Raw genomic sequence first — 22,042 nt, 5'->3', positions numbered from 1 at the left:
CCCGAGGATGACGTCGAGTTTGGCGTGAGATTTCACCAACAGCTCAAACGGCCCGCATTTGTCGCATCAAGGGTACATGCGGACCTTGGACCAGATCGCATCCGGCGTCTCGCGGCGGAATTCGACGCGGTCGTGCAGGCGGAACTTGCGGTCGTGCCAGAATTCGATGCTGACGGGGCGAATGCGGAACCCGGACCAGTAGGACGGGCGCGGAATATCGCCGATCGCATATTTGGCGGTATATTCGGCGACGGCCTTCTCCAGCGCGAAACGGCCTTCCAGCGGCCGCGACTGCTTCGACGCCCAGGCGCCGATGCGGCTTCCGCGCGGGCGCGAAGCGTAATAGGCGTCCGCTTCCGCGTCGGTGACGATCTCCACCTCCCCGCGCAGGCGCACCTGCCGACGCAGGCTTTTCCAGTGGAAACACATGGCCGCTTTTTTCTGGCCGAGGATTTCGCGTCCCTTCTGACTTTCGAAATTCGTATAGAAAACGAAGCCGCGATCATCGACGTCCTTCAGCAGCACCATACGCACATTCGGCAGGCCGTTTTCATCCACGGTTGCGAGTGCGACCGCGTTCGGATCGTTGATTTCGGAGGCCGTCGCGTCCTTCAGCCATTCGGCAAAAAGCGTGAACGGTTCATTTTCTTCAGTGAAGTCACTGGATGTTAACCCCGTTTCCGACATATTGACTAAAATGCTCCCGAGCTGATTTGGACCCCAGAGATGATCTCTGGTGAAAGATGGTGACCGTCATAGCAAAGTCGAACAGTCGAACAAAGGGCCTCCTTTCGTCGATCGCGGAAGTTTCCGCTGTCGTCTCAATGCTCGTGGTGCTGAGCGGCTGCGTCAGCCTCGATCTGTTCGGCGGCGACAAGGTCGACCGCTCACTTTCCACCGCTTCCGTTCCAAACCAGCAGAATAACGGGCCGCAGACCGACGACGCGACCATCCGCAACGCGGTGACATCGGCGGATCTGGCCAAACTTGCCGACCAGCCGCTGCCCTGGGCCAATGCCGCAACCGGCAGCGCCGGCGTCGTCACCGCCATTCACGAAGACAAATCCAGCGGTTTCGTCTGCCGGGAATTCAGGACGACGCGCCACTCCTTCGAGGGCGTTGCAGCCTATGCCGGCCAGGCCTGCCTGTCGGAAACCGGCGAATGGCTGCTGACACGCTTCGAGCAGAAATAATCTGTTTACCTTGGCGCATGGAATAAGGCCGGCCCCAGCCCGGCGCGTATCCTCCGTAAAGAACTGATTAGCAACTTATTGCAACAGTCGACGTTGATAAAACGAGGGCGTGCAGGCGAATGATCGCGGGCATCCCTTTTCGGAGGGGTTAGTTTCAGGATTGCGCCATGAGCGGCAGCATGCACCTGAGCCAATGTAACTGGTGTTTCGCATGCGCGATCCATATTCGATCCTCGGAGTAAAACGTGACGCCCGCCACGAGGAAATCAAGGCCGCCTGGCGCACGAAGGCGAAAACCGTCCATCCGGACGCCAATCGCGACGACCCCGATGCCTCGGCGCGATTCGCCGAGATCGGTCAGGCTTACGATCTTTTGAGAGACCCCAAGAAACGCGATCTCTACGATCAGGCCCGCAGGGCGGCCGAGAAGAAGCAGCGCGGCGAAACCATCATGCAGCAGCGGGAGGCGGCACGCGAGGCTGCCGAGCGCGCCAAAGCCGCCGAGAAGCTGATGGAGGAGCTGGCCCGTGCGGACGCCCGCAACCGGGCGCAGACCGGCCAGAAGACAGATGGCCGGCCGGAAACGGCCGAGGATATCGTCGAGCGGATATTTGGCGCAGAGGCGCAGAACGATCCCAAGGTGCAGCAGGCGGCGGAAGCAGCGAAAGCGGCGGCCAGCGGTGCAAGAAGCGATATACCGGGCGCCGGCGAAACGGCGCAGCCGGGTACCGCCGACGACAAAACCTCCTCAGCGTCGCTTGCCGCCAATCTCTTCAGCGCCCTCGTGCGCCGCTTCCGCGCACCGCAGCCGGCACCGGAAAAAGCACCTGATATCACGGCGGAAGCCACCGTCACGGTCGCAGACCTCCTCGAGCGCAAGTGGATCACCGTTGCGCTTGCCGAGGAGCGCGAAGCCCGTTTCCAGCTCGAACCCGGCATGACCGATGGTCACGTGGTGCGGCTGAAGGGACAGGGGCTGAAGCTTCCCAACATGGCGCGCGGCGATCTTGCCGTGACATTGCTGGCTGCACGCGACGACATCTTTTCCGTTCGCGGCTTCGATATTCACACGACTCTGCCGATCTCGCTCGGCGATGCCGTTCTGGGTTGCGAAACGATCGTGAAAACGCCGCTCGGTGAGGAAAATCTCACCATTCCGGCCTGGTCCGGCTCTGATCGTGTGCTCAGGCTTGACGGCAAGGGTCTTGCCGATGGCAAGGGCGGGTATGGCGATCTCGTCATTGAATTGCGCATCATCCTGCTCGAAAAGCCGGATGAAAAGGTGACCGACCTCATGCGGCACATGCGCGAAGGCCTCTATTTGTGAAAGTTTTGCGAATAGGCGGGACAACGCACCCTTTGTTACGCTCCCTAACAGTTGATGATCTTTGGCAATCTTGAACAGGATTGCAGCCTATGCCATAGGCAGGATCAATCGAAAGTATCAGGGAGCATAAAATGGCTCAGGCATCCGGCCTCATGGCTGGCAAACGCGGCCTCATCATGGGCGTCGCCAATAATCGTTCAATCGCTTGGGGCATTGCCAAGGCTTGCGCGGACGCAGGCGCGGAACTCGCACTCACCTGGCAGGGCGATGCGCTGAAGAAGCGCGTCGAGCCCTTGGCGCAGGAACTCGGTGCATTCATGGCCGGCCACTGTGACGTGACCGATCTCGAGACGATCGATGCGGTTTTTGCCGGGCTGGAAAAGCACTGGGGCAAGATCGACTTCGTCGTGCACGCCATCGCTTTCTCCGACAAGGACGAGTTGACCGGCCGTTATCTCGACACCAGCCGCGACAATTTCAACCGCACCATGGACATTTCCGTCTTCTCGCTGGCCGCCGTTGCCAAGCGCGCCGAGCCTGTCATGAATGATGGCGGCTCGATCGTCACGCTGACCTATTACGGTGCCGAGAAGGTCATGCCGAACTACAACGTCATGGGCGTGGCCAAGGCCGCACTCGAGGCAAGCGTGCGTTATCTCGCCGTCGACCTCGGCAATCGCGGCATCCGCGTCAACGCCGTTTCCGCCGGCCCGATCAAGACGCTTGCGGCTTCCGGCATCGGCGACTTCCGTTACATTCTGAAATGGAACGAGTACAATGCGCCCCTGAAGCGCACCGTTTCCATCGAGGAAGTCGGCAAGTCGGCGCTTTACCTGCTGTCCGACCTTTCGACGGGCGTGACCGGCGAAATCCACCACGTGGATTCCGGCTACCACACCATCGGCATGAAGGCGGTGGACGCGCCGGATATTTCGGTGGTCAAGGACTGACCGCCACGAGATCAAATAATTAGAGCGGGATGGCGAAAACTGCTCTCAGTTTTCGCCATCCCGCTTCAGGAATGCTTGAAACAGGGGTATCGCCTTGCTCGTCTATGTGATCCGACACGGACAAACGGACTGGAATGCGATACGCCGGCTTCAGGGCCAGAAAGACATTCCGCTCAATGATTTTGGCCGCCAGCAGGCGGTCGGCAACGGCAAGGTCCTGGCGCGTATTCTCGGCGCATCGGCTGATGATTTCGACTACGTGGCAAGCCCGCTCGGGCGCACGCGCGAGACCATGGAACTGATGCGCGGGGCCATGGGGCTCGATCCCAGGGCCTACCGCACCGATCACCGTCTGGTCGAAGTTTCCTTTGGCGACTGGGAAGGCCAGACCCTTCCGGAACTGAAAAAAGAGTTTCCCGACCGGGTGAAGGCGCGCAAGGCCAACAAATGGGACTTCATTCCCCCCGGACAGGATGCCGAAAGCTATGAAATCCTCTCCTGGCGCATCGGCGCATGGCTATCGTCCGTCGAGGTTCCGACGGTATGCGTCTGCCATGGCGGCGTCATCCGCTCCATCTTCCGGCTGGTGTCAGGCATGGACAAGGACGAGGCCTCACGGACGCAAATCCCGCAGGACCGGATTTTGAAAGTCGAGATGGACAGGAGTAGGGCGGAGTGGATTTCGTGAGGGAAGTGCCGCGACGGCTGCCTCAATCGCGGAAAGAGTCGCGACGTAAAAATCAATAGCAACGGGCGACTTCAATCTGGCCGGTTCTTCAGGGAACTCCCTCATTCCTGTGCTTGTCACAGGAATCCAGCCAGCCCAAGTCTTTGGGCTGAAAAGAACTCCTCCCGCCGCGCGGACGCGCGTCGACTGGATTCCTGTGACAGGCACAGGAATGAGGGTGGATGATAGCTACCGCCTGGAAATTTACTCAACGACCTGAAGATCGTCGACCACGCGTTTGCCATCCACTTCCGTGTAGAAAACCACGACCTTGACGCCCGCCTTCAGGCCTTCGAAATTGAACTCTTCCGGCACGCGATAGGTCTTGCCGTCGTTCAGGGTAATGCTGAGGCCATTCGCGTCGATCTTGCTGATCGTTCCCTCCACGTCGACGCTCTGGGCGAAGCCGTTGATGGGCATCAAAAGGTTGGCGGTAGCCAGAAGGGCGGCAATCATCATACGCATCGATCTAGCTTTCGTGGATTTGCGTGAAAACCTTACATGCATGAAGAATTGCCTTTCGAATGTGGCGGAAATTGCCCGCAACCATGACATTTTCGGCCCAATTGATGAACGGATTTGGGATCGCGTTCAAGCCGTTAGTGATTTTTACACCGCATTTCGCAGCAATATTGGAAAACTCCGGATTAGCGTGGAAAACTGCAGCGTTTTTACATTTCTGTCATCTCGAAAAACGTTACCGGCCGGTGCGAATCGCCACCCCACCTCATCTCTGTGCTTGTCACAGAGATCCAGCCAGACCAAGTCCTTGGGCTGAAAGGAATCCTTCCCGCCGCGCGAGAGCCGCGTCGACTGGATTCCTGTGACAGGCACAGGAATGAGGGCTGACACGTCCCGATCTCCTGCACCGCACTTATCCCGCCGCAACGAAAGAAAGGCTTTTGCCTTGGTCTCATTTTCCACTATGACAAATCCGCTTGTTTTAAACGGCCCCTGTCCGCAGGTCGGCCCTGTTTTCCGGTCTTGAAAAATATGTCGCATAACAGCTTCGGTCATCTTTTCCGCGTTACCACCTGGGGAGAAAGCCATGGGCCCGCCTTGGGCTGCGTGGTGGATGGCTGCCCGCCCGGCATCCGCTTCACGCTTGCCGAGGTGCAGCACTGGATGGACAAGCGCAAGCCCGGCCAGAGCCGCTTCGTGACCCAGCGCCGCGAGGACGACATTGTAAAAGTCCTCTCCGGCGTGATGCTGGACGAGGACGGCGAGACGATGGTGACGACCGGCACGCCGATCTCGATGCTGATCGAAAACACCGACCAGCGCTCCAAGGATTACGGCGAGATCGCAAGGCGCTTCCGCCCCGGCCACGCCGATTTCACCTATGACCTGAAATACGGCATTCGCGATTATCGCGGCGGCGGACGTTCCTCCGCGCGCGAGACGGCGGCGCGTGTCGCCGCGGGCGCAATCGCCCGCAAGGTGGTGCCTGATCTCAATGTGCGCGGCGCGCTGGTGCAGATCGGCAAACACAGGATCAACCGCGACAATTGGGACTGGGATCAGATCGACCAGAACCCGTTCTTCTGCCCGGATGCGGCCATGGTGCCCGTGTGGGAAGACTATCTCGACGGCATCCGCAAGGCGGGATCGTCGATCGGCGCCGTCGTCGAGGTGGTGGCGGAAGGGGTTCCGGCCGGCATCGGCGCACCCATTTATGCCAAGCTCGATCAGGATATCGCCTCCAACCTCATGTCGATCAACGCCGTCAAGGGCGTGGAAATTGGCGAGGGATTTGCCTCCGCCGAGCTTTCCGGCGAAGAAAACGCCGACGAGATGCGCATGGGCAATGACGGCAGGCCGATTTTCCTCTCCAACCATGCCGGCGGCATTCTGGGTGGCATCGCGACCGGCGAACCTGTTATCGCCCGCTTCGCCATCAAGCCCACCTCCTCCATTCTGACCGAGCGCCAGTCGATCGACGCGGACGGCAACAATGTGGATGTGCGCACCAAGGGCCGCCACGACCCCTGCGTCGGCATTCGCGCCGTGCCGATCGGCGAAGCGATGGTGGCCTGCACCGTTGCCGACCATTACTTGAGAGATCGCGGCCAGACCGGCCGGTTGAAGTGAGGTAGACTAGAAATGGCATATGATCAGAAACGTGTCGTCGACGCCATCCGCGCTTTCGAAGCCGGCGAGATCGTTGTCGTGACCGATGATGACGACCGGGAGAACGAAGGCGATCTGATTATTTCGGCGGTTCATTGCACCGCGGAAAAGATGGCCTTCATCGTTCGCCACACATCCGGCATCGTCTGCGCCCCCATGCCGCGTGAGGAAGCCAAGCGGCTGAACCTCAATGCCATGGTTGCCGAAAACGACAGCGCCCATACGACCGCCTTTACCGTCAGCGTCGATTTCAAGCACGGTACCACAACCGGAATTTCGGCCGACGACCGCACGCTGACGGTGCGCAACCTCGCCAACCCCAATGTTGGCGCCGCCGATTTTACCCGGCCCGGCCATATCTTCCCGCTGATTGCCCGCGAAGGCGGCGTTCTGATGCGCTCCGGCCATACCGAAGCGGCCGTCGATCTCTGCAAGCTGGCGGGCCTGCCACCGATCGGCGTCATCTGCGAGCTCGTCAATGATGACGGCACCGTCACGCGCGGGCCGCAGGTCACTGCCTTTGCGGACAAACACCAGCTGAAGCAGGTTTCCGTCGCCGACCTCATCGCCTATCGCCAGCGCAAGGAAACGCTGGTGGAGATGGAATCTTCCTTCACCATCGAAACGCCTTTCGGACCGGCCAAGGCGCAGACCTATTCCCTGCCCTGGGACCGCATGCAGCATATGGCGGTGATTTTCGGCGATATCCGCGATGGCGTCGATATTCCCGTTCGCCTTCATCCTGAGAACGTCGCCGACGACGTGTTCGGCGACCGCCAGCCGGTGCGGCACTATATGCAGAAAATCGCCGAGGAAGGCCGCGGCGTCATCGTCTATCTGCGCGAAGGCTCCGTCGGTGTCGGCCAGGTGGCCGGACGGCGCAAGTCACGCGATCCGGACGAGGCGCATGCGCAGGCCCGCTCCCGCGAAAATGAGTGGCTCGAAATCGGTCTCGGCGCGCAGATCCTGAAGGACCTCGGCATCAGTTCGATCAAGCTGCTGACGACGCGTGAACGCCATTACGTCGGCCTCGAAGGTTTCGGCATCAAGATTTCGGCGACGGATATCTGCTGATTTGGGGGCTTTTGCCTAGCTTCACAGGGCTATCGTGAGGCGAGCGGGTTCCGCTCGTTTCTTCTCCCCATCGGGGAGAAGTCCGCGGCAGCGGGATGAGGGGGCAAGTTCTCCGCATATCTTTGCCGTTGCCCCCTCATCCGACCCTTCGGGCCACCTTCTCCCCGGCGGGGAGAAGAAATATGCCGCAACGCCGCGCGACAATCCGGCATCACGGATCAGCAACGTCGTGTCTGCGTGCCCCGTCTAGCAATCACCCGAGGGAAAGACCTCAGTTTTCCTCCCGCCAGCCCTCCAGATAATTCACACTCTCAACCCCGGTAAACTTCGCCAGCCTCACCAGTTCCGCGTCGAGCTTCTCCAGCCGTCCAGCCGAGGCGCGCACGCCCGGCTCCAGCCACAGGCGGCGCACATCCAGCGTGCCGCGCTTGCGATCCGCCTTCATGTCGATGCGGCCGATCAGCCGGTCTCCTTCCAGAAGCGGGAAGACGTAATAGCCATATTGCCGCTTCGGCTCGGGCACGAAGACCTCGATGCGATAATAAAAACCGAACAGCCGCTCCGTGCGGTTGCGGTCGCGCAAAAGCGGATCGAAGGGGCTCAGCACACGGACGCGGGACGACGGTTCCGGCAGATCGGAGACATCGGCGCTGAAATCCGCAAAGGCATAGGACGGGCGGGCAGCGCCGCCATCGCTTGCGAGAAGCGAGACCTCGCACAGTTCGTCGCGATGGTTCTTGACCCAGTCCCTCGCCTCCTGCGGGGTAACGAGATCGAAAAAGGCGGCAATTTCGCCATGGGTGGCAAAGCCCAGCCGGGTGAGCGCCTGCCGGCAGGCCCAGTCGACGAATTGCGCGTGCTCCACTTCGCTTTCGTGGTGCTCGCCGGGAATGACCCGCTCCGCCAGATCATAGACCTTCTGGAAATTGACGCGACCGGATATGGCGAGCTTGCCGGTGTGCCAAAGATATTCGAGCGCGGTCTTGGAGGGATGCCAGTTCCACCAGCCGCCGGACTGGTGCCCCTCCTCCTTCAACTCCCGCGCCAAAACCGGACCCGTGGCGGCAATGCGCTCCAGCGTCTCGGCAAAAGCCGCATCGAAACCCTCGCCATGCCATTTGCGCCAGCGTTCCTGAATGATCGGCTCACGGCGGCGGAAGCGGTGTTTCCAATAGGGATAAAATTCCGTCGGTACGATGGAGGCGTCGTGCGTCCAGTGCTCGAACAGCGCGCGGTCCTTTTCCAGCAATGTGGTCAGATGTTCGCGCCTGTAGGTCTGATTGCGGGAGAATATTATCTGATGATGGGCGCGCTCCACCGTGCCGATACTGTCCACCTGCACGAAACCGATATCGGTGATGAGCTGCAGCAGGCCATCCTTGGAAAGCGCCTTGCCGGGCGGAGAGGAAAGCCCCTGCCGCGCCAGAAAAATCCGCCTTGCCGCTTCGTTCGAAACCTTGATCGTCATGGCGTTGAAGGTATGACGGCTTTTTCAGGATTGCAATGTTCTTTTTTTGTTCTTTGTTTCACTTCTGTTGATGACACGATATAGAACCGGAAAGCGATAGAGGGATGCATCAGTCTTGGAAATCCGTTTCGACAGTGCCGGCGTGGCCTTCGAGGGCAGGCAGGCTTTACAGCCCCTGTCCCTGACATTGACTGAACGGCGCATCGGCGTGATCGGCCTCAATGGCTCGGGCAAGACCACCTTTGCGCGGCTCGTCAACGGGCTCACCAAGCCGACCGAAGGCAAGGTGTCGGTGAACGGTCTCGATACCGTCAAGGATGCAAAAGCGGTGCTGCAGACGGTCGGCTTCATTTTCCAGAATCCGCAGAACCAGATCATCCTGCCGATCATACGCGACGATGTCGCCTTCGGGTTGAAGCGGCTCGGCCTCAACAAGGTGGAGACGGAAACGCGGGTGAAGGCCGTGCTCGCCCGGCTCGGCATTTCTCATCTGGACGAACGGCGCGCGCACGAGCTTTCCGGCGGCGAATTGCAGCTGTCGGCGCTGGCGGCCCTTCTGGTCACTGAACCGCAAGTCCTCATTCTCGATGAACCGACCAACCAGCTCGACCTGAAAAACCGCGCGATCGTGGAAAAAACGATGGCGGCCCTGTCGCAGGCGCTTGTTGTCATCACCCATGATCTGCCGCTGCTTGCCGGCTTCGACCGCGTGCTGGTCTTCCACGAGGGTGCGCTGGTTGCCGATGCCGACCCCGAAGAGGCGGTGGCGCGCTATCTGGAGGTGGCATCGCGATGAAGTCCCTGCATGTCGAAGGCACCGGCTGGCTCTATCGCGTCTCGCCACGCCTCAAGCTCTTGACGCTGATGGTCTTCAGCATCGCGCTGTTCCTTACCCGAGACCTGATTTTGCTGGGATGCGCCGTGGTTCTGGCCGCCGCCATTTTGCGCCAGACGCGGCTGCCCTTGCGGGAGATCGGCCTGCGGCTGCGCCCGGTGATGCTGACCATTCTCCTGGTTGCCGCCTTCAGCTATCTGTTGCTTCCGGCCCATGATGCCAGCGTCAATCTTTTGCGGCTGACAGCACTGGCGCTTCTCGCCACCGCCGTCACCATCACCGTCAGCATTTCGCAATTCATTGACGAAATTGCGCTTGCCGCCGCACCGCTGGAAAGGCTGGGGCTGGTCAAGGCCGCCGATATCGGGCTTGCCGTCGGGCTCGTCGTGCGGTTCGTGCCTGAAATCGTCAACCGTTACCATGCGGTGCGCGATGCGCACCGGGCGCGCGGCCTGCCGGTGCGGATGGCCACCATCATCGTGCCGCTGGTGATTATGACGTTGAAGGATGCCGATGCCATTGCCGACGCCATTGACGCGCGCGGTTTCAGAGGCCAAAGCTGACGGCCAGATAACCATCCGGAGTTTCCGAGCCATGACGACCCGCGACCTTGTGCTGATTTCGCTGTTTTCCGCCATCATCATCGCACTCGGGCTTCTGCCGCCGATCACGCTCGGTTTCATTCCGGTGCCGATCACCGCGCAGTCGCTCGGCGTCATGCTGGCCGGTGTCGTGCTAGGGGCGAAACGCGGTACACTGGCGGTTCTCCTGACGATCCTGATTGCCGCCATCGGCCTGCCGGTACTGTCAGGCGGACGCGGCGGCCTTTCCATCTTCACCACGCCGACCACGGGCTTCCTGATCGGCTGGATCGCTGCGGTTTTCGTCACCGGCACTCTCTCGGAAAAATTCGTCAACCGTGGCCAGTCGGCTCTGGCGCAGGGCATCGGTTTCTTCATCGCCAGCCTGATCGGCGGCGTGGTCGTGCTTTACGCTTTCGGCATCACCTATCTGGCGCTGGTCGTCGGGCTTGGTTTCGAAAAGGCTTTCATGGGTTCGCTCGCCTTCATTCCCGGCGATGCGCTGAAGGCCGTGCTTGCCGCTCTTGCAGGCCGCGCCGTGATGGCGGGTTATCCGCTTCTGCCGCAGCGCGCCTGAGCTAGCTTTCTCCGGGAGGAAAAGAATGGCGACCCGTCTTTACGAACATCCGATCTTCCTTGAACACATCACGCCAGAAGGCCACCCCGAGCGGCCTGATCGGCTGCGATCGCTGAACATCGCGCTCGAACATCCGAATTTCGAGCGCCTTGAACGCAAGCAAGCGCCGCAGGCCAATGAGGACGCCGTGCTTCTGGCGCATCCGGAGGAGCATCTGCTTGCCGTCATGCGCCAGATCCCCGAGGAGGATGGCGAGATCAACCGCATCGAGGCGGATACCTATGCCTCACCGAAAAGCCTGCAGGCGGCGCTGACCGGCATCGGTGCTGCGATGGCGGCGGTGGATGACGTCTTTACGGGTGCCGCCGACAATGTTTTCGTCGCCGCCCGCCCGCCCGGGCACCATGCGGAAACCGCCAAGGCCATGGGCTTCTGTCTCTTCAACAATGCGGCAATTGCCGCCCGCCATGCGCAGAAGGTGCATGGGGCAGAGCGCGTCGCCATCATCGACTGGGATGTGCATCACGGCAACGGCACACAGGATATCTTCTGGAGCGACACCTCCGTGCTGTTCTGTTCCACCCACCAGATGCCGCTCTATCCGTGGAGCGGCGATAAAAATGAAACCGGCGTGAAGAACAATGTGGTCAACGCTCCGCTTTCGCCCAATACCGGCAGCGAGTATTTTCGCGAGGCCTTCAAATCGCGCGTGCTGCCGGCAATTGCGGATTTTTCGCCTGATCTCATCATCATCTCCGCCGGTTTCGATGCGCACCACCGCGATCCCCTGGCGCAGATCAATCTGGTCGGTGAGGATTTCGACTGGGCGACGGGGCGGCTTCTGGAAATGGCGGACAAATACGCCTCGAACCGGGTCGTCAGCCTGCTTGAAGGCGGTTATGATCTGGAAGGGCTGGCGGAATCGGCGGCCATGCATATTTTGAGAATGATGAAGGGTTGAACATGACGGAAAATGCCAACACAGCCGATGTCAGCGGTTATTCCTTTGAAAAGGCCGTCGCCGAGCTGGAAAGCATTGTCGCACGCCTGGAACGCGGAGACGTGGCTCTGGACGAATCAATCGCCATCTACGAGCGCGGCGAAGCCCTGAAGAAACGATGAAGGGTTGAACATGACGGAAAATGCCAACACAGCCGATGTCAGCGGTTATTCCTTCGAAAAGGCCGTCGCCGAGCTGGAAAGCATTGTCGCACGCCTGGAACGCGGAGACGTGGCTCTGGACGAATCAATCGCCATCTACGAGCGCGGCGAAGCCCTGAAGAAACACTGCGAGACGCTGTTGAACGCTGCCGAAAAGCGAATCGAGAAAATCCGTCTCGATCGTGCGGGCAAGCCGCAGGGTGTGGAACCGCTCGACGGGGAATGACTGCGTTTAGCGGGAGCGTTTGGACGTGATTCGATAAGGTAGCCACCTCCCGATTCAAACACTCGACGTCATCCTCGGGCTGGTCCCGAGGATCGGCAATGCGTTGATTTTATTGACGTGTTTAGATCCTCGGGACAAGCCCGAGGATGACGGAGGAGAGGTTTGAAAACTTTCCCCGGCCGTAAGGTGTTCTCACAATGTCGTGTTAACAGGGATCGTTGACGCTGCGTTCGATATCGCGATGCTCCCCTCCCGCCCGGTTATGCTAAACTCCCGCCAGACGATACGAGGAGCTTGCGATGTCCTTCTTTCCCGGCAACGATCCCGTCGCGGGTGATGCTTTTGCGTGCGACGCCATCGAGAACCTGATCATTCCCCGCACCAGCGATATTGGCGGCTTTGCCGTGCGCCGCGCCCTGCCGACCCGGCAGCGGCGGCTTGTGGGACCGTTCATCTTTTTCGATCGCATGGGCCCGGCGATCCTGAAGGCCGGTGAGGCGCTCGACGTCAAACCGCATCCGCATATCGGGCTTTCCACCGTTACCTATCTGTTCGACGGCGAAATCAAGCACCGGGACAGTCTCGGCACCGAACTCGTCATCCGCCCCGGCGACATCAACCTGATGACGGCCGGGCGGGGCATCGTGCATTCGGAACGCACGCCGGAAAACCTGCGCGGCCGCCCGCTTTCCATGTCCGGCCTGCAGACGTGGCTTGCCTTGCCAGACAACATGGAAGAAATCGCCCCCGCCTTTGCCCACACGGCGAAGGAAGACATGCCGCTGATCGACCTCAAGGGCGCGACAGGCCGGGTAGTGATCGGCGAATTCGAAGGCCTCACCTCCCCGGTTTCGGCCTTTACCGATACGCTTTATGTCGACCTTTCGCTGGAGCCGGGCGTAAAATTTCCCTCTCCGCCGATCACGAGGAGCGGGCGATCTATATTCTGTCCGGTTCGCTCGATGTGGCGGGCGATATCTTCGCCGCCGACCAGTTGCTCGTCTTCCGGCCGGGCGACGACATCACGCTTCAGGCCGGCAGCAATGGCTGTCACATCATGATCTTCGGCGGGGCGGCACTCAATCAGCGTCGCTACATCTGGTGGAACTTCGTTTCGTCATCAAAAGAACGCATAGAGCAGGCCAAACAGGAGTGGAGAACCGGACGCTTCGATATCGTTCCCGGCGATGAAGAAGAGTTTGTCCCTTTGCCGGAAGGTTGAAATTCTATAGAAGTGTACGACATGCAGGAATGGACCGTCGGCTTTCACCATGAAAGCCGCTCCGGCGCCCCCTGCTGACCACGAGAAAAGGCCGAACGATTGACCGGAATGCCCCAGACCCCACTGCTCGACCGGGTGAATTTCCCCTCCGATCTCAAGGAGATCGACGATCGCGACCTGCCGGAACTGGCACGGGAACTGCGCGACGAGATGATCGACGCGGTGTCGAAGACCGGTGGCCATCTGGGTGCCGGCCTTGGCGTGGTGGAATTGACGATTGCCATTCACAAGGTCTTCAACACGCCCGAAGACCGGCTGATCTTCGATGTCGGACACCAATGTTATCCGCATAAAATCCTCACCGGCCGTCGCGACCGCATTCGCACGCTGCGCCAGGAAGGCGGGCTTTCCGGTTTCACGCGTCGTGCGGAAAGCGATTATGACGATTTCGGCGCCGGCCATTCCTCCACCTCCATTTCCGCCGGTCTCGGCATGGCGGTGGCGGCGGGGCTGGATCAGAGCGACCGCAAGGTGATCGCCGTGATCGGCGACGGCTCGATGTCGGCGGGCATGGCGTTCGAAGCGCTCAACAATGCCGGCGCGCTCGATGCGCGGCTGATCGTCATTCTCAACGACAACGACATGTCGATTGCGCCGCCGACCGGCGCAATGAGCGCCTATCTGGCGCGTCTTGCCTCCGGCCGCACCTATATGGGCTTTCGCGATTTCGGCAAGAAACTCACCGCCTATCTCGGCAAGACCATTGACCGCGCCATTACCCGCGCCGTGACCCATGCGCGCGGTTACGTGACCGGCGGCACGCTGTTCGAGGAGCTTGGTTTTTATCACATCGGCCCGATCGACGGTCATTCCTTCGATCACCTCTTGCCGGTGCTGCGCAATGTGCGCGACAACCAGAAAGGCCCTGTTCTCATCCATGTGGTGACGCAGAAGGGCAAGGGTTATGCACCGGCGGAAGCGGCGGCCGACAAATATCACGGCGTCAACAAATTCGACGTCATCACCGGCGCGCAGGCGAAAGCCAAGCCGAATGCGCCGAGCTATACCAGCGTCTTCGCCGAAGCGCTGATCCAGGAAGCGACCCTCGACGACAAGATCATCGGCGTCACCGCCGCCATGCCTAATGGTACCGGTCTCGACAAGATGGCCGAGCTTTTCCCGACCCGCACCTTCGATGTCGGCATTGCCGAACAGCACGCCGTCACCTTTGCGGCGGGGCTTGCGGCTGATGGTTACAAGCCGTTCTGCGCGCTTTATTCCACCTTCCTGCAACGCGGTTACGACCAGCTGGTGCATGATGTGGCGATCCAGAGCCTGCCGGTGCGTTTCCCCATCGACCGCGCCGGTTTTGTCGGCGCGGATGGGCCGACCCATGCCGGTTCCTTCGACACGACGTTCCTCGCCACCCTGCCCGGCATGGTGGTGATGGCGGCGGCCGACGAGGCCGAGCTGAAACATATGGTCCGCACGGCGGCGGCCTATGACGAAGGCCCGATTTCCTTCCGTTACCCGCGCGGTGAAGGTGTAGGCGTCGAGATGCCCGCGCGCGGTGAGATTCTTGAGATAGGCAAGGGTCGCATCATCAAGGAAGGCGCCAAGGTTGCGCTGCTGTCTTTCGGCACGCGGCTTGCGGAATGCCTGGCGGCTGCCGAAGATCTCGATGCCGCCGGACTTTCGACCACGGTTGCCGACGCGCGCTTCGCCAAGCCGCTCGATCTCGATCTCATCCGCCAGCTGGCCAGCCATCATGAGGTGCTGGTGACCATCGAAGAAGGTTCCGTCGGCGGCTTCGGCGCACATGTGCTGCATTTCATGGCGAGCGCCGGCCTGCTTGACCATGGCCCGAAGGTCCGGACGCTGACCCTGCCCGACCAGTGGGTGGAGCAGGCAAAGCCTGAGACCATGTATGCCAATGCCGGCCTCGACCGGGCCGGCATCGTTTCCACCGTGTTCAATGCGCTCGGCCAGCGTCAGGCCGGCGTCGGTTTCGCCGGCTGACACGATTGCCGGGACAGGAGGCGGGACGATCCCGCCTCTTTCTCAGGATGCAGCGACGTCGAGAAAACCGACAACGTTTTCGATCCGCCCCTCGGCATTCAGGCTGACGACATCGGTTCCGCCAGCGACATCGTCTCCGTCTGGCGAAATGAGACGCCATGAAAAACGGGTGAAGTTGCCGTGACCATCCGGAGTGCCTGTGAGCACGAAACGATATCCCGGAAATTTCTGCCGCGCCGCCTCGATCATCGTGGCAATCCCCTGCTGCCCCTCGCCCTGCATCAGCGGATCGACATAGCGCGTGTTTTCTGCCCATGCCTGACCGACGAGATGCCTGCGGCGTTCATTGTCCTCCTCGTTCCAGGCAGCGAGATAGGTTTCGGCGATTGCGAGATGTTGCGTCATGATTGCGCTCCTTCTGGTTGACGGCCCAAACATGCCGGCGGTCGGGAAGCGGAACAATTACCTCAGAGGTAATCGCATTGCCGCTCTCTTCTGCTAGGTTGCGGGCATGAAATATCATCGAGAACATGTTGGCCAGGTGCTGAAGGAATGGCGTGCGCGCCGCAGGTTAAGCCAGCTCGATCTGGCGATGGAAGCGGATATATCTGCGCGCCATCTGAGTTTCGTGGAAAGCGGGCGATCATCCCCCAGCCGCGAGATGCTCGTGAAACTGGCGGAACAGCTTTCCATGCCCGCCCGCGCCGCCAACCGGTTGATGCTGGCGGCGGGTTATGCGCCTGTTCATTCCGAACGGCCGATGGATGCGCCCGATATGGCGGCGGCCCGGCAGGCGGTTGAAACCGTGGTGCACGGACATATGCCCTTCCCCGCCCTTGCCGTTGACCGGCACTGGAACGTCGTTCTCGCCAATGGGGCGATTACGTCGCTTCTGGCCGGCGTTTCCGAAGAGCTGCTTCGCCCACCGCTCAACGCACTGAGGCTGAGCCTGCATCCGCAGGGCCTGAGTTCGCGCATCGCCAACCTTGCCGAATGGCGTCATCACCTGCTGGAACGCCTACGCCGTCAGGTCGAAGAGACGGGAGACGAGGTGCTTTCTCGATTGCATGCGGAGCTTGCGGCCTACCCCGCACCAAAGGTATCGCCCCATGCGGCCGGGGCCGACCCTCTGGCCATACCGCTCCAGCTCCGTGATCCGTCTTCGGGCGGCATATTGAGCTTCATCTCGACCACCACGGTTTTCGGAACGGCGACGGACGTTACGCTGTCCGAGCTGGTGCTGGAATGTTTCTACCCGGCCGACGCGGCAACCCGCACCGCCCTGATGCAAGACACCAAGGAGTAAGACCCGTGCACACCACCTATCTTATCGGCTTTCAGGTCCGTCCCGGCCAGCGCGAGCGCTTTCTCGAATTGCTGAATGCGCTTCTCGACGCCATGCGGCACGAAAAGACGTTCTTGAACGCGACCCTGCATCGCGACGGTGAAAACGAGAACCGCTTCCTGCTGCACGAAACCTGGAGCGACCATCAGGACGTCATCGACGTTCAGATTCACCGCCCCTATCGGCAGGCATGGCACGATGCATTGCCAGAGCTTCTGGATGCGCCACGGGATATCTCCATCTGGCATCCAATGCGGGCCGATCATTCCGCGTGAGACCCTTCAAAACGCCTACCGTCAGAAAATCGTCATGCTAAATGGATCCTCAGGTGAGCGAATGTCCCGCGTTTGCCAGCAGACCGGACGCTTTTTTGAGATCGCTCGTTTTCAAAAGCAGGTGGTCGCCATCGAAAGTCGAAACCACAAATATTCCTATATCATTGGTGGATAAGGGCTCGATGACGGAGAGGACGATGCCCGTTTCATCAAAGGCAAATGGCCCCTGAAACTTAAAGCACGACCAGCCGGCATCAAAGTGAACATCCTGCGGGATGCGGTCTTTCCGGCAGACGATGGAAAGTTCGTCATCGGTGCGGCTGATGCTGACGAACCCGCCGCCATCGGCCCAGGCCGGAATGGCTTCAGACGCGTGAAGCCGCGCCACCCCATATTCACCATCCAAAAGCCGTAACTTAACGCGAGCTGCCATCTGGAAATCGCCTTTCTCGAAAAACTGCGGCGGGCTTAACTTATCATCTGCTGATGCGAAGGGTCGAGCGCCCGCCTATTTGACCCGAAAGCCGAGCAATAAAAAGGGGCCGCACCGGCCCCCTTTTTCTGTGCAACGATACTGACAGCCCCGCTCAGAACTCCGTCCAGTCCTGATCCTTCGCGGCTGGCGCTTCCGACGTGCCGCCGAAGGCGCGGGCGAGGCTCTGGCCAAGCGCACGGGCCGGTGACGAGACCGGTCTTGCGGTAGCGGAGGCCGGTTTCACCGGTGCTTTCCTGGCCGGCGCAGGTGCCGGCTGGAAGGCTGGTTTTGCCGAGGAGTGGCGAGGGGCCGCATAGCTCCCGGCACCATTGCCGGCGCTGGCAACGGCAGCACGCGTGCCACCCATCCTGAACTGACCGAGCAGGCTGTTGAGCGCCTCCGCTTCGCGGGCCAGCGAATGGCTGGCGGCGGTCTGCTGCTCCACCATGGCGGCATTCTGCTGCGTGCCCTGATCCATGGTGTTTACGGCCGTGTTGATTTCCTGCAGGCCCGTCGCCTGTTCGCGGGCGGCAACGACAATGGCGCTGACATGGGCGTTGATCTCCTCGACTTCCGCCACGATGAGGTCCAGCGCCTTGCCTGTTTCGTCGACGAGATTGACGCCGTTCTCCACCTGCCGGCTGGAAGCGCCGATCAGCGTCTTGATTTCCTTGGCGGCATTGGCGGAACGCTGGGCGAGTTCACGCACTTCCTGCGCGACGACGGCGAAGCCCTTGCCAGCATCACCCGCACGGGCGGCTTCCACGCCTGCATTCAGCGCCAGAAGATTGGTCTGGAAGGCGATATCGTCGATGACGCCGATGATGTTGCCGATCTCGCCGGAGGACTTTTCGATCTCGCGCATGGCGGCAACCGCATTGCGCACCACGACGCCCGACTTTTCCGCACCGGCGCGGGCGCGTTGAACCAGACTGCCGGCATCTTCGGCGCCCTTGGCGCTATCACGCACCGTGGTGGTGACTTCTTCCAGGGCTGCGGCGGTTTCCTCGATGGAGGCCGCCTGCTGTTCGGTGCGGCGCGACAGATCATCGGCGGCAGACAGCATTTCCGAAGCGCCGGCATTGATCGCTGCCGCATTCTCGCCAACGGCGCGCATGGCATGCTGGAGCTTTTCGACGGCGCTGTTGAAATCGATACGGATGGGGTCGATGTAGGAGGCGAACGGTGTTTCGATCCGGTAGGCAAGATCGCCCTCCGCCAGAGCCGAAAGACCCTTGCCCAGCTCGTCACGCGCAAAGGCGTTGGCGGCCTCGTCCTGCGCCTTCTCTTCTTCGTTGCGGCGACGCTCGGTCTCGGTGGCGGAGCGCATGCGCTCGGTTTCGCCGGCGAGACGGGATTTTTCCAGCCCTGCCTCCTTGAAGACGAGGACGGCCTTGGCCATCTTGCCGACTTCGTCCTTGCGGTCGACCGCCGGAACTTCCGTTGTCATGTCGCCATCGGCAAGCCTGCTCATGGCCGCCGTCATGCCGACGATCGGCGTAACGATCGAGCGCGACAGGGCCCAGATGAGGGCAACGGCGAGAAGGCCGGCGACAGCGCCGCCGCCCAGAAGCGCGTATTTCAGGTTCAGCGCCGCAGCCTGCTGTTCGGCCGCGTAAGCGGTCGACAGGCCGTTCAGCTGCTCCTTGATCTTGGCCGCGGAGGCGCGGAAACCGTCGAGCTGGCCCTTGGCCTGGTTGCGGCCGATCTCGATGATTTCGGAAATCGGCGCTTCGGTCGTCTTGCGCGCGGCGATCTGCGGTTCCGCCAGTTCCTTGAAGAACACGGTGGCGGATTTCTGCATGTCGTCGATGGATTGCAGAATGTCCGGCCGGCCGGCTGCGAGCACGCGGGCTTCGTCGAGCTTCTTCAGCATCAGGTCGCGCTGGGCGAATACATCATTATAGGTGCTGTCGCTGCGAAACAGCAGGAAGCCGCGCTGGTTGACGGCCTGTTCCAGCATGGCGGCCGTCGCGCCGTCCACGGCCTGGATGATATCCTTGGTGCGGTTGTTTTCGATCGTGACGCGCTCACTCCCCAGCGTCTGCCAGAATACGACCGCGGAGGCGAGCAGGCACACGCTCATCAACGCACAGAAGGTGACTATGAGCTTTATGTTGATCGGGAAGTTTTTCAGCGACATCGCAAACTCTCTCGGCGACCCGATGCCTCGGAGCAAGCGTCTGCGTTGCAACGGTCGCAATAATGTGGATTGGAGGAGATGCCGTCATGGCAGGTTCCGACTGGCCGCACGGGCCTTGCGCACAAAGTGCAATACAAGCCTTTATATTGGATTAATCGCATATGCTGTTTGAGCGATGCCACATTCACGCCTGTATCAGGGCGAAGGCGGCAGTGTCGGCGGGTTTCGATGATAAATCGCTTGCATCGGCGGAGTTTGGCGGTCATTGACACGGGACCATGTCCAAAACACCTGAAAATGAACGGCTTGACCAGCTTCTTGTATCGCTCGGCCACTTCGCCAGCCGCTCGCGTGCGCGCGACGCGATTGCGCGCGGTACCGTGAGCGTCAACGGGAAAACCGCCACCAAGCCCAGCCAGACCGTTGCCGGAAACGTCAAGATCGCCATTACCGATCCGGCGCAGGCCTATGTTTCCCGCGCTGCCCTCAAGCTTACCGCCGCGCTCGATCATTTCGGGCTCGATCCAAAGGGCCACGAATGTCTCGACGTCGGTGCGTCCACCGGCGGCTTCACCGAGGTGCTGCTTCATCGCGGTGCCAAGCACGTCACCTCCATCGATGTCGGCCACGGGCAGATGCATCCGCGGATCGAGAACGATCCGCGCGTCACCAATCTGGAGGGGCTGAATGCGCGCTTCCTCACGGCCGACGACATCGATGACCGATCCGTGGACTTCATCGTCTCCGACGTGTCCTTCATCTCCATCAAGCTGGCGCTCGCCCCCGCACTTGGGCTTGCAGCCTCCGGCGCGCTGGCGGTTCTCTTGGTCAAGCCGCAATTTGAGGCGGGCCGCGACGCCATCAGCAAGGCCGGCCTGTTGAAAGAGCCGGAAACGGCCCCCGCCGTTGCTGCCGAACTGGAACGCTGGCTCGTTGAAGACATGGGCTGGAAGAGCCTTGGCCTCATTCCCTCACCGATTTCCGGCGGCGACGGCAATATCGAATTTCTTCTCGGAGGCCAAAAGCCATGAGCACGCAGACCGTCAGCATAAAGAGCCTTGGCGCGCAGGGCGATGGCATTGCGCACTGTCCCGACGGCCCGGTCTATGTGCCCTTCGCCCTGCCCGGCGAAACCGTGGCGATTGCCAAGGTCAAGGATACCGGCACCATCATCTCGATTGCGGAAGCCTCGGCAGACCGCCGCGAACCCGCCTGCCGCCACTTTGGTCCCGAGGGCGTTAACGGCGCCTGCGGCGGTTGTTCGCTGCAGCATTTCGCCGATCAGCCCTACCACGCCTTCAAGCGGGAGCTGGTGGTTTCGGCGCTTCGATCGAAGGGTCTCACGCCGCCGGTGGACGATCTCGTCATCTGTCGCCCCGGCGAGCGCCGCCGCGCGGTGTTTGCCGCCCGCAGGACGGAAAAGGGTCTGCTCCTCGGTTTCAGCCAGGCGAACAGCCATCACATCGTCGCCATCGAGGAATGTCCCGTCACCTCGCCCGGCATCGTCGCGCGGCTGGATGCCATCCGCGCCATCGGCCTTTCCCTTGCGTCGAATGCCGAGCCGTTTCGCATGACCGTTCTTGAAACGCTTTCGGGTCTCGACATTTCAGTCGAAGGCATCAAATCCGTCGGCGACAAGCAGCGCCGCGCCTTGACGGAAACGGTGCTTGCCATGCGCGGCATCGCCCGCGTCTCGCTGTCGGGTGAAATCCTCATCGAACCGCAAAAGCCGATCATCGAATTCGGCGGCGTTCCGGTTTCGCCGCCGGCCGGCGGTTTCACCCAGGCGACCAAACAGGCCGAAGACGCCATGGCCGAGCTGGTGCTGGCCCATGTGGGCAAATCCAAGCGCATTGCCGATCTGTTTTGTGGTTCCGGCACCTTTGCGCTGAGGCTCGCGCGTATCGGCCGGGTACATGCGGTGGAAGCAGAAGACAAGCCGCTGAAGGCGCTCGATTTCGCCGCCCGCAACACGCAGGGCCTGAAACCCGTCAGCATCGAAAAGCGCGATCTCTTCCGCCGGCCGCTGATGACGAGCGAATTGAAGAATTACGATGCGGTGGTGTTCGATCCGCCGCGTGCGGGTGCGGAATTCCAGTGCAAGGAACTTGCCCGCAGCACGGTGAAGAAGATCGTCGCCGTCAGCTGCAATCCGCTGACGCTTGCGCGCGACCTCGCCCTTCTCACGGAAGGCGGCTATCGCCTGACACGGGTGACGCCGGTGGACCAGTTCTTATGGTCGCCGCATGTGGAAGCCGTGGCGGTGCTGGAGAAATAAGCAATCCAGGCGGAGAGCTGCCCACTGCCCTCATTC

General features: G+C 61.0%; 22 protein-coding genes and 2 pseudogenes. 18 read left to right on the top strand and 6 right to left on the bottom strand.

Features of this window, described 5'->3' with window-relative positions:
* Positions 1 to 66: 66 nt before the first annotated feature.
* Positions 67 to 687, bottom strand: a complete 621-nt coding sequence (gene pdxH / locus JZY08_RS02270; RefSeq protein WP_216330860.1) for a pyridoxamine 5'-phosphate oxidase — start codon at positions 685 to 687, stop codon at positions 67 to 69.
* 56 nt (positions 688 to 743) lie between these two features.
* On the opposite strand from pdxH, the gene JZY08_RS02265 reads away from it, so the two are divergent.
* The 4 genes from JZY08_RS02265 (at position 744) to JZY08_RS02250 (ending at position 4,158) form a co-directional block, all read left to right on the top strand.
* Positions 744 to 1,193 carry an RT0821/Lpp0805 family surface protein gene (locus tag JZY08_RS02265; RefSeq protein WP_035218578.1) on the top strand — a complete coding sequence of 150 codons (450 nt, stop codon included), beginning with the start codon at positions 744 to 746 and terminating at the stop codon, positions 1,191 to 1,193.
* A gap of 211 nt (positions 1,194 to 1,404) precedes the next feature.
* Positions 1,405 to 2,520: a DnaJ C-terminal domain-containing protein gene (locus tag JZY08_RS02260; RefSeq protein ID WP_216330858.1), complete on the top strand. Its 1,116-nt coding sequence runs from the start codon at positions 1,405 to 1,407 to the stop codon at positions 2,518 to 2,520.
* 131 nt (positions 2,521 to 2,651) lie between these two features.
* Positions 2,652 to 3,470, top strand: coding sequence for an enoyl-ACP reductase FabI (fabI, locus tag JZY08_RS02255; RefSeq protein WP_003494220.1), 819 nt, complete (start codon positions 2,652 to 2,654; stop codon positions 3,468 to 3,470).
* A 94-nt stretch (positions 3,471 to 3,564) separates the two neighbouring features.
* On the top strand, positions 3,565 to 4,158 hold the full coding sequence (locus JZY08_RS02250) for a histidine phosphatase family protein (protein ID WP_216330856.1): 594 nt from the start codon (positions 3,565 to 3,567) through the stop codon (positions 4,156 to 4,158).
* Positions 4,159 to 4,401: 243 nt separating this feature from the next.
* On the opposite strand, the gene JZY08_RS02245 is transcribed toward JZY08_RS02250, so the two are convergent.
* Entirely contained in the window at positions 4,402 to 4,662 is a 261-nt protein-coding gene (locus tag JZY08_RS02245; protein WP_006699882.1) for a DUF1344 domain-containing protein, read from the bottom strand.
* Between the two features lie 528 nt (positions 4,663 to 5,190).
* On the opposite strand from JZY08_RS02245, the gene aroC reads away from it, so the two are divergent.
* Both aroC and ribB read left to right on the top strand, forming a co-directional pair.
* Positions 5,191 to 6,288, top strand: a complete 1,098-nt coding sequence (gene aroC / locus JZY08_RS02240) for a chorismate synthase (RefSeq protein ID WP_035241711.1) — start codon at positions 5,191 to 5,193, stop codon at positions 6,286 to 6,288.
* Positions 6,289 to 6,300: 12 nt separating this feature from the next.
* Positions 6,301 to 7,401 carry a 3,4-dihydroxy-2-butanone-4-phosphate synthase gene (gene ribB, locus JZY08_RS02235; protein WP_003494212.1) on the top strand — a complete coding sequence of 367 codons (1,101 nt, stop codon included), beginning with the start codon at positions 6,301 to 6,303 and terminating at the stop codon, positions 7,399 to 7,401.
* 271 nt (positions 7,402 to 7,672) lie between these two features.
* On the opposite strand, the gene JZY08_RS02230 is transcribed toward ribB, so the two are convergent.
* Positions 7,673 to 8,869, bottom strand: a complete 1,197-nt coding sequence (locus tag JZY08_RS02230) for a winged helix-turn-helix domain-containing protein (RefSeq protein ID WP_216330854.1) — start codon at positions 8,867 to 8,869, stop codon at positions 7,673 to 7,675.
* 115 nt (positions 8,870 to 8,984) lie between these two features.
* Here JZY08_RS02230 and JZY08_RS02225 point away from each other — a divergent pair, with 115 nt between their 5' ends.
* The 8 genes and pseudogenes from JZY08_RS02225 (at position 8,985) to dxs (ending at position 15,490) form a co-directional block, all read left to right on the top strand.
* Positions 8,985 to 9,665, top strand: coding sequence for an energy-coupling factor ABC transporter ATP-binding protein (locus JZY08_RS02225; RefSeq protein ID WP_216330852.1), 681 nt, complete (start codon positions 8,985 to 8,987; stop codon positions 9,663 to 9,665).
* Positions 9,662 to 10,267, top strand: coding sequence for an energy-coupling factor transporter transmembrane protein EcfT (locus JZY08_RS02220; protein ID WP_216330850.1), 606 nt, complete (start codon positions 9,662 to 9,664; stop codon positions 10,265 to 10,267). The genes JZY08_RS02225 and JZY08_RS02220 overlap by 4 nt, the downstream gene beginning before the upstream one ends.
* Positions 10,268 to 10,298: 31 nt before the next feature.
* A complete protein-coding gene (locus tag JZY08_RS02215; RefSeq protein ID WP_216330847.1) occupies positions 10,299 to 10,862 on the top strand; it encodes a biotin transporter BioY in 564 nt (187 codons plus the stop codon).
* 25 nt (positions 10,863 to 10,887) lie between these two features.
* Entirely contained in the window at positions 10,888 to 11,823 is a 936-nt protein-coding gene (locus JZY08_RS02210) for a histone deacetylase family protein (RefSeq protein WP_216330845.1), read from the top strand.
* Between the two features lie 2 nt (positions 11,824 to 11,825).
* A pseudogene (locus JZY08_RS02205) lies at positions 11,826 to 11,978 on the top strand (exodeoxyribonuclease VII small subunit); the annotation flags it as partial.
* Between the two features lie 16 nt (positions 11,979 to 11,994).
* A complete protein-coding gene (locus JZY08_RS02200) occupies positions 11,995 to 12,249 on the top strand; it encodes an exodeoxyribonuclease VII small subunit (RefSeq protein ID WP_003503059.1) in 255 nt (84 codons plus the stop codon).
* 299 nt (positions 12,250 to 12,548) lie between these two features.
* Positions 12,549 to 13,471: pseudogene (locus tag JZY08_RS02195) on the top strand (pirin family protein).
* 99 nt (positions 13,472 to 13,570) lie between these two features.
* Complete coding sequence (dxs, locus tag JZY08_RS02190) at positions 13,571 to 15,490, top strand: 1-deoxy-D-xylulose-5-phosphate synthase (RefSeq protein WP_216330843.1); 1,920 nt, start codon at positions 13,571 to 13,573, stop codon at positions 15,488 to 15,490.
* A 42-nt stretch (positions 15,491 to 15,532) separates the two neighbouring features.
* Here the strand turns inward: dxs and JZY08_RS02185 are convergent, their stop codons facing one another.
* Positions 15,533 to 15,895 carry a nuclear transport factor 2 family protein gene (locus JZY08_RS02185; protein ID WP_216330841.1) on the bottom strand — a complete coding sequence of 121 codons (363 nt, stop codon included), beginning with the start codon at positions 15,893 to 15,895 and terminating at the stop codon, positions 15,533 to 15,535.
* Positions 15,896 to 16,001: 106 nt separating this feature from the next.
* Here JZY08_RS02185 and JZY08_RS02180 point away from each other — a divergent pair, with 106 nt between their 5' ends.
* Complete coding sequence (locus tag JZY08_RS02180; RefSeq protein ID WP_216330839.1) at positions 16,002 to 16,796, top strand: helix-turn-helix domain-containing protein; 795 nt, start codon at positions 16,002 to 16,004, stop codon at positions 16,794 to 16,796.
* 5 nt (positions 16,797 to 16,801) lie between these two features.
* The gene (locus JZY08_RS02175; protein ID WP_137037199.1) at positions 16,802 to 17,110 is read left to right on the top strand and encodes a putative quinol monooxygenase; all 309 of its coding nucleotides are present in this window, start codon (positions 16,802 to 16,804) and stop codon (positions 17,108 to 17,110) included.
* A 49-nt stretch (positions 17,111 to 17,159) separates the two neighbouring features.
* Here the strand turns inward: JZY08_RS02175 and JZY08_RS02170 are convergent, their stop codons facing one another.
* Together JZY08_RS02170 and JZY08_RS02165 are read right to left on the bottom strand one after the other, a co-directional pair.
* Positions 17,160 to 17,543 (bottom strand): ACT domain-containing protein, encoded by a 384-nt coding sequence (locus tag JZY08_RS02170; RefSeq protein WP_035241701.1) that lies wholly within the window; start codon positions 17,541 to 17,543, stop codon positions 17,160 to 17,162.
* A gap of 154 nt (positions 17,544 to 17,697) precedes the next feature.
* On the bottom strand, positions 17,698 to 19,728 hold the full coding sequence (locus JZY08_RS02165) for a methyl-accepting chemotaxis protein (protein ID WP_137037197.1): 2,031 nt from the start codon (positions 19,726 to 19,728) through the stop codon (positions 17,698 to 17,700).
* Positions 19,729 to 20,006: 278 nt separating this feature from the next.
* On the opposite strand from JZY08_RS02165, the gene JZY08_RS02160 reads away from it, so the two are divergent.
* Both JZY08_RS02160 and JZY08_RS02155 read left to right on the top strand, forming a co-directional pair.
* Complete coding sequence (locus tag JZY08_RS02160) at positions 20,007 to 20,759, top strand: TlyA family RNA methyltransferase (RefSeq protein ID WP_003494183.1); 753 nt, start codon at positions 20,007 to 20,009, stop codon at positions 20,757 to 20,759.
* A complete protein-coding gene (locus JZY08_RS02155) occupies positions 20,756 to 22,006 on the top strand; it encodes a class I SAM-dependent RNA methyltransferase (RefSeq protein ID WP_216330837.1) in 1,251 nt (416 codons plus the stop codon). The genes JZY08_RS02160 and JZY08_RS02155 overlap by 4 nt, the downstream gene beginning before the upstream one ends.
* The last annotated feature ends 36 nt before the right edge of the window (positions 22,007 to 22,042 follow it).

Source organism: Rhizobium sp. X9 (assembly GCF_018873185.1).
Lineage (GTDB): Bacteria > Pseudomonadota > Alphaproteobacteria > Rhizobiales > Rhizobiaceae > Agrobacterium > Agrobacterium oryzihabitans.
This window is presented reverse-complemented; position numbering and strand designations above follow the sequence as displayed.